Below are 7302 nucleotides of genomic sequence, written 5' to 3' on the forward strand. Positions count from 1 at the left end.
GGTACGCCAGTTAAGTTTGGCTTTTTTAAATTGTTTACGTGATTTAGCGTGTGTCTCATTGATAGCCTGTAAGGTCTGACTGTGTAATCCTAAATACTCACCGCTTCCTTTGGTATACTCATTTAGATCATAAGCACTAAAAAACTTACCAGTTCGTTTTAGATGCTCAAAGCAAAGTGCATTAATATAGTTCCACACGAAGTTCACTGAACCGCTTAGCTGATTCAGCTCTTTTATGTGTTTGTCTTTAATGCGTAGCTTGAGTGTTTTCATATATTCAGTATGGCGAGGTTAATTTTAACTTACAACCCTTTAACGGCTTCTTACGACCGTGTGTGTCGCCTTATATCCACCCCCTGAAGTGGGTGGTTTTACGGCGATTGGTGATAAAGACAGCAATACCACCTTTATTATTCCCATTGATGTCAGCCTAATGTTTGGGGTGCCTCTATTGGCCTTTGGATTATTATTCACCCTACTTAGCGACATTGATAATGCCCTCACCATCGCCAGCGCTGTCATAGCGGCCATTTATTTAGGATTGGGGTCGTTTTTTGTGTTGAAAGATAAAAACAATGCCAATCAAAACCGTTATACCCCGTTAATAGAAGGCATGCTAGCGTTAGGATTTGGTTTCTTGGCTCTGATGATTGCCATAGCCTTTGATGCCGAGTGGACCGCTTGTGGTTGGGCTATACAAGGGTTGGCACTGGTTTGGTTTGGAAGACAATCTCTTCGTGGCTGGACAGTGTTATTGGGGATATTACTACAAGGACTTGCCTTGGCTATCCTACAGCCTTTATTTGATTACTATACTGCTCTGGCCCCAAGCACCCTGTCTCTTACTATCTCTGCTATGGGGTGTCTAGCCTCGGTATTCATTTTACGCAATGAGAATAACCCTATTCAGCCTGATTATGAGGTGCCCGCTAAAGAAAAACACTTACTGGCCAGCGTAAATACCACAAGCCCTATATTCCAGCTGATATGGTCAAACTCTTTTGTGGATATGTTAACGGTTGTCAGCATGATTTGGGGGCTCATTGTCACGGTTCTCATCATCGACGACCATATGGGCAACTGGATAGATAGCCTAACCAGAATGATTACTTTTGCCTTATTAATAAACCTTATTGGCTACTTCGTCATAGATAAATATCGTCAATGGAACCTTGTCACCACTATAAGTCATGCTTTTTTAGGGTTATTTTATCTGGCACTGCTAACCACCGTCTCTTTTCATTTTGAGTACGACGATGCCACCACCTCATCATTCTGGCCCCTATTTATAACTTTGGTAGTGGGCTGGTTACTCGTAGGACAGCTATGGATTAAGCGCTGGTATTATGCCGATAAGGCTACAAACTTTGATACCGTAACTTGGTTAATGACGGGAACCCTTTTAATAGCACAGTTCAGTTATTATCTATTACCCCATTCTAGCCAGGTCATGACCGTATTTATCACTGGCATTTGGCTAATAGCGTTAACCCAATTGTGCTTGAGGAAAAAGCTCAATACTCCCCCATGGTTTAATTGGTAGAATGCTCTGTTAGGCTGTGGCTTGTTATTTATCCCTCTATCTGTCATCTGGGCTATCTATAGCAACTGGACTCACGATGGCATCGTATGGGGTTTAGCCTATCTACCTGTGGTAAACTTATATGACTTATCTTTAATTACTGTAGTGGCTTACCTAATAAGTACCCATTATTTAAGCATACGCCAGAATCAGATACTGATTAAGGACAACAATCTACTGTTAAAGATTGCGGGACTTCTCGGTTTCTGGCTGTTGTCGAGTGTATTAATTCGAACTTTACATACCTATTTAGGTACCCCACTTTGGTACCAAGGGGCTTGGCTTGATGAGCAAGTACAAACCGCGCTGACCATCTTTTGGACGCTTACTGCTCTAGTGTTAACCATCATTTCCAGTAGATATCAAAAACGCTTTTGGTGGTTTATGGGGATTGGTTTATTAGCTATCGTGGTCTTGAAGCTGGTGGTAATTGACCTTTCTCAAACCGATACCATCTGGCGAGTGGTGTCCTTTCTTGGCGCAGGTAGCTTGATCCTGCTTATCGGTTATCTAGCCCCTCTTCCTCCAGAACAAGACGAGAACAAAACTGAGCTTGAGCTAGGAACAGATAAGGACAGCGGTAATTAAAAGATACCCTATTTAAAAGCTTAATCTAGATTTAACAATGGATAAAATTAATAATGAGTCAGTACAACTTACAAGCGCCCAATAGCATTCAGTGGTTTCCAGGCCACATGAACAAGGCGCGCAATGAAATCAAAGAAATTATGCCTGATATGGATGTGGTCATTGAAGTCATTGACGCCCGTATTCCCTTCAGTAGTGAAAACCCTATGGTTACTGCACTACGTCATAATGAACATGGTTTTCAAAAGCCGGTCATCAAAATTCTTAACAAGGCAGATCTGGCAGATCCTGATCTCACTCAAGCATGGATTCAAGATCTGGAACAACAAAGCCAGGTCAAAGCCATCGCTTGTGATGACAATAAAGCCAATGATGTTCAAAAGATAATACAGCTTTGTAAACAGCTTGTCCCTAATAAGGTGGGTACTGGCAGACAAATTAAAGTGCTTATTATGGGGATTCCAAACGTCGGTAAATCCACTTTAATTAATACTTTGGCTGGGCGTAGTATTGCCAAAACAGGCGACGAGCCAGCAGTCACCAAGTCGCAGCAATTGATTAAAATAGATAATGACATCATGCTGTATGACACCCCTGGTATGCTGTGGCCAAAGATTGAAAACCCACACTCTGGCTATCGCTTGGCTGCCACAGGAGGGATTAAAGACACAGCCTTCGATTTTGATGATGTCGCCAGCTACACCGCAGAATACCTGATTAAGGCTTATCCAGAGTTGCTAAAAGAGCGTTATAAACTGGATGAATTACCCGAAACCGATTGGGAGTTTTTTGAAGCAGCGGGTCGCAGTCGTGGCTTTCTGAAAAAAGGCGGCGTGGTCGACATCTACCGTATGGCAGAGATACTCGTTAATGAGTTACGCAGTGGTCAAATAGGCCGCATTACTTTAGAAACACCAGCCATGCGTGACGAGGAATTCAAGCTGGTCGAAGCCTTACGTGCCCAAGCCGAAGAAAAAAGACTGGCGAGAATCGAAGAGAAAAAACTGCGTAAGAGAAGGGCTCGCAAGAACCGCAAGTAGAGCCCATCTTGCCAGCTCGATATAGGGCTGCCAGAAACCTAGCGTCTACTACTCATTTGGACTAGACGGAATGCTAGACGCTATTATCCCTGTAAAGCTTAACTATCAAGTTTATAATTTCAATCTCTCTACTATTACCAAGTAAAGGAACTTAATTGCCAACACTGTTCAATCATAGCGAAGCTGAACTCGATAGCTTCGCTCCGCGTATTCTAAATTGGTTCGATGATTACGGCCGCCATGACCTGCCATGGCAACAACATAAAACCGATACCCCAAACCCCTACATCGTTTGGCTATCAGAGGTCATGCTACAGCAAACCCAAGTCACCACCGTTATCCCCTACTTTAAGCGCTTTATCGCTTCATTCCCAACAGTGCAGGACTTAGCCAATGCCGAGTGGGATAGCATTGCCGAACATTGGGCAGGTTTGGGGTATTACGCCCGTGCCCGCAATTTACATAAAGGCGCTAAGCAACTGGTCGAGACTATTAATGAAACTGGTGACTTCCCACAAACGGTAGAAGGCTGGGAGGCTATTTCAGGGGTCGGACAGTCAACGGCTGGGGCAATTGTCGCTATGGGCTTACATGGCTATGGGGTGATCTGTGATGGTAATGTTAAACGAGTAATAACTCGCTGGGCCGGTATTGACGGCGATATTACCAAATCTGCCACAAATAAAGAGCTGTGGGCACTAGCAGAACGCTTAACCCCTATTGAGGACAGCGGACACTTCGCTCAAGCCATGATGGACATGGGCGCCACCTTATGTACACGTCGTAACCCTAATTGTAGTCAGTGCCCTATTGAAGCAGATTGTATTGCTAGGCATGAGGGCAAACAGGAGTCCTACCCAATCAAAGCCAAAAAGAAACCTAAGCCCAGCAAGTTTAGTCACGCCCTAGTAATAACTGGCCCCGATAATAAAATCTTGTGGTTACAGCGCCCTGATAATGGTATTTGGGGTGGGCTATGGGTGTTGCCCTTACAGTTTGAGAAAAAGACTTTAGGTAAAAAAGTGCTTTCTACTGCTGAGGAAGATAGCGCTTATGAGTCTGAAAATAGTCTAGCGGAACAGATTGTCGACAAGTGGATGCAGGATAACAACTTAACTGCCACCTCTATCAAGGATGGCTTACTAGAGGCTGCTCCGATTAAACATACCTTGACCCATTTTCATTGGTATCTACAGCCACAAACGCTTGCTTTATCTGCTAAGCAAGCTGAGCAATTAACCAGACTGCTTACAGAAGCCGATATTAATTCGCGGTGGTTACCGGCTAATGAGGCAGAACAAACGCTCGGCTTACCCAAAGCAATGCTGAAGGTTTTAGAGGCTCTCTAGCCGTGTGAAGTACAACAGCCATCGACTTTAAAGCCATTTATTGATAAAGTGCTTTAACCTAATTTTTATAATAGCGCTAATAGCTTACCTTTTCCTAATAAACCTATGTGTGAGATCCCACCCTATGATTCAGACCAATAGCTTAAAAACCAATAACCAAAACAAACTCACCCTGCTAAAAAGTGTGCTGACGCTTGGGCCTGCCATTTTTCTTGCCAGCTGTGCCAGCCAAGCCCCAGTTCAACAAGTGCCTATTAGTAAACCTGCTCCTGTGGTCATTGTTAAACCTAAACCTCAGCCAGTACCACAACCTAAGCCTGCTCCTGAGCCAAAAGCGACTTATAGCAGCTTCTCTGAGTGGAAATCAGACTTTACTACGCGTGCCATTAGCCAAGGTTATAACGCCTATGATGTGAGCCGCATTCTAGACTCAGCCCAGCTAAACAGTCAGGTAATCTCATTAGATTCGAACCAAGCAGAGTTCGTAAAAATGCCTTGGGACTATGCTGATTCTGCAGTGTCTGGTGGACGTATTAATACAGGTAAAAGCAAGTTTAACGAGCATCGCTCATTGCTAAGCCAACTTGAATCTCAGTATGGGGTGAATGCTGAAATTATCACTGCCATTTGGGGTATGGAGTCCTCTTACGGCGCGGGTACAGGTAACAGCTATATTCCAAGTTCACTAGCCACCCTAGCCTATGATGGTCGCCGCCGTGCTTGGGCAGAAGACCAGCTGCTGGCCTTAATCAAACTTATCCAAAATGGGGACATTTATCCCTCACAACTGAACGGCTCATGGGCCGGTGGTATGGGCCATACTCAGTTTATCCCAGGCACTTGGTTAGAGTTCGGTGTAGATGGAAATGGAGATGGACGCCGTAGCCCTTGGGTAACCGCGGATGCGTTATCTTCTACCGCTAATTATCTAAGTAAGTCAGGCTGGGTACGCGGTCTATCCCCTTTCTATGAAGTGACTTTACCTGCAAACTTTGACTTTAGCTTATTGGGTCAGAAGCTGCCTGGGTCAAGCTGGCGTAATATGGGTATTAGCCCAATAGACGGAGCTTACCTGGATGCCAACACTTCATTTGAGATGTGGTTGCCCGCCGGTAAAGACGGCCCTGCTTTATTATTAAGCCCTAACTTCGATGTCATCAAGGTATACAACAACTCTTCAAACTATGCGTTAGGGGTTAGCCTACTAGGCCGAGGTATCAACGGTCAGTCTGGTATCCAAAAGTCATGGCCTCGTTATGAGAAACCTCTAACCACCACTCAAGTTCGTAACCTACAACAGCGTCTAACCAACGCCGGTTATGATACCCAAGGGGTGGATGGCATTATGGGCACCAATACCCGTAACGCTTTTGCTCGCTGGCAAGCCGCCAATGGTCAGACGCCTGATGGCTTTGTTACCTTAAATAGTGCCTCTTCTTTAATTTGGTAATGGCTCACTTTTAACAAAAGCTGGTCTAAAACCAAAAATAGCCGTTCATGAATGAACGGCTATTTTTTTACTGTCAATCTTGCGACTGTCAATCTTATAGTAAGTGTTGGATTAAAGGTGGATAATGCTATTTACTCTACCCTATACTCCGCAAGATTATCCGCGTAAGCGCATCAAACCTTCTTGCTGCACCGTAGCCACCAAATTGCCATTTTGCCAAAACTGACCATGGTTCAACCCTTTTGAATGAGAAGTGGTATCGCTCCACATGTCATACAGTAACCACTCATTAATATCAAAAGGACGGTGAAAATGCATTGAGTGATCAATACTGGCCGCTTGTAGCCCTTTGGTCATAAAGCTAATACCATGTGACATCAGCCCTGTACCCACTAAATAATAATCTGAGGAAAACGCCAATAACGCCTGCTGTATCGCCATGGGTTGCTCCCCTAGGTCTCGGATGCGCAACCAGTTGGCTTGTTTGGGTTCCATAGGCTCTGGATAGACAGGATCACGCGGTTTAACCGGTTTAATTTCAACATGGCGAGGACGCATAAAACGCTCACGTAAAGGCTCTGGAACGCTGCCGACATGGTGTTCTTTTAACGACTGCTCCGATTCTAGATCCTCAGGTGGGGGATAAGCGGGCATTTCTTCCTGATAATCTAGCCCTCCTTCCATCGGAGAAAACGAAGCAATCATAGTAAAAACAACTTGCTCCAACTGACTGCCCTGTTGGTCCTCTTTGTATTGTATCGCCGTTACTTCTCTTGCAGATAGACTACGACCATCTCGCAAGTGACGAACTTTATAAATGACTGGCTGATTAATATTACCACCGCGTAAAAAATAGCCATGCAAAGAATGACAAGGCTTATCTTCCTCTAAAGTATGAGCCGCAGCCATAATGGCTTGAGCCAATACTTGACCGCCAAAGATGCGCTTTCCTACATAATCAAAGCTCTCACCTTGGAATACATCAGGAGCCACTTCAGTTAATTTTACGGTGTTTAATAATTGATCAACAAGCTGTTTATGATCAGACATTTGTCTCTCCAGCAACCCTAAATAATCTTACCCTGAGCCCCAAGGGATTCTATTTATCTCTTGTTATACGGGTAACATTATACAGATTATGTTAGTGTAAATATTGACCTCCTCCCCTCGCTAAACCGAGGGGCTTCCTACAGCTAGACGGTCAAGCCCGACCGCAAGGATGTTCTTAGCAGCATTGATATCTCTATCATGCCATGTGCCACACTCAGCACAAGTCCATCCTCTTATTCGCAA

Annotated in this window: 7 protein-coding genes and 1 pseudogene; 5 read left to right on the plus strand and 3 right to left on the minus strand. The window is 44.4% G+C overall.

Annotation, left to right across the window (positions count from 1 at the left end; all coding sequences use genetic code 11):
- A pseudogene (locus tag A1019T_RS00885) lies at nucleotides 1-273 on the minus strand (RNA-guided endonuclease InsQ/TnpB family protein); the annotation flags it as partial.
- Nucleotides 274-331: 58 nt separating this feature from the next.
- On the opposite strand from A1019T_RS00885, the gene A1019T_RS00890 reads away from it, so the two are divergent.
- The 5 genes from A1019T_RS00890 (at nucleotide 332) to A1019T_RS00910 (ending at nucleotide 6009) form a co-directional block, all read left to right on the plus strand.
- Nucleotides 332-1543: a DUF2339 domain-containing protein gene (locus tag A1019T_RS00890; protein WP_077450004.1), complete on the plus strand. Its 1212-nt coding sequence runs from the start codon at nucleotides 332-334 to the stop codon at nucleotides 1541-1543.
- A gap of 21 nt (nucleotides 1544-1564) precedes the next feature.
- Nucleotides 1565-2170: a DUF2339 domain-containing protein gene (locus A1019T_RS00895; protein ID WP_167366824.1), complete on the plus strand. Its 606-nt coding sequence runs from the start codon at nucleotides 1565-1567 to the stop codon at nucleotides 2168-2170.
- A gap of 53 nt (nucleotides 2171-2223) precedes the next feature.
- Nucleotides 2224-3210 carry a ribosome biogenesis GTPase YlqF gene (gene ylqF / locus A1019T_RS00900; protein ID WP_077450006.1) on the plus strand — a complete coding sequence of 329 codons (987 nt, stop codon included), beginning with the start codon at nucleotides 2224-2226 and terminating at the stop codon, nucleotides 3208-3210.
- Nucleotides 3211-3365: 155 nt separating this feature from the next.
- Nucleotides 3366-4559: an A/G-specific adenine glycosylase gene (gene mutY, locus A1019T_RS00905; protein WP_077450007.1), complete on the plus strand. Its 1194-nt coding sequence runs from the start codon at nucleotides 3366-3368 to the stop codon at nucleotides 4557-4559.
- Between the two features lie 124 nt (nucleotides 4560-4683).
- Nucleotides 4684-6009: a lytic murein transglycosylase gene (locus A1019T_RS00910; protein WP_077450008.1), complete on the plus strand. Its 1326-nt coding sequence runs from the start codon at nucleotides 4684-4686 to the stop codon at nucleotides 6007-6009.
- Between the two features lie 156 nt (nucleotides 6010-6165).
- On the opposite strand, the gene A1019T_RS00915 is transcribed toward A1019T_RS00910, so the two are convergent.
- Together A1019T_RS00915 and A1019T_RS00920 are read right to left on the minus strand one after the other, a co-directional pair.
- Nucleotides 6166-7059: an acyl-CoA thioesterase gene (locus A1019T_RS00915; RefSeq protein ID WP_077450009.1), complete on the minus strand. Its 894-nt coding sequence runs from the start codon at nucleotides 7057-7059 to the stop codon at nucleotides 6166-6168.
- A 120-nt stretch (nucleotides 7060-7179) separates the two neighbouring features.
- The coding region (locus tag A1019T_RS00920) for a zinc ribbon domain-containing protein (protein WP_143514056.1) at nucleotides 7180-7302 on the minus strand (123 nt) is incomplete at its 5' end.

The organism is Psychrobacter piechaudii, assembly GCF_900162825.1.
GTDB lineage: Bacteria > Pseudomonadota > Gammaproteobacteria > Pseudomonadales > Moraxellaceae > Psychrobacter > Psychrobacter piechaudii.

What these genes read in the sequence shown, in the direction of transcription:
- ylqF (WP_077450006.1), top strand. Translation starts at nt 2,224, where the DNA reads ATGAGTCAGTACAACTTACAAGCGCCCAATAGCATTCAGTGGTTTCCA.
- A1019T_RS00910 (WP_077450008.1), top strand. Translation starts at nt 4,684, where the DNA reads ATGATTCAGACCAATAGCTTAAAAACCAATAACCAAAACAAACTCACC.
- A1019T_RS00915 (WP_077450009.1), bottom strand. Translation starts at nt 7,059, where the DNA reads ATGTCTGATCATAAACAGCTTGTTGATCAATTATTAAACACCGTAAAA.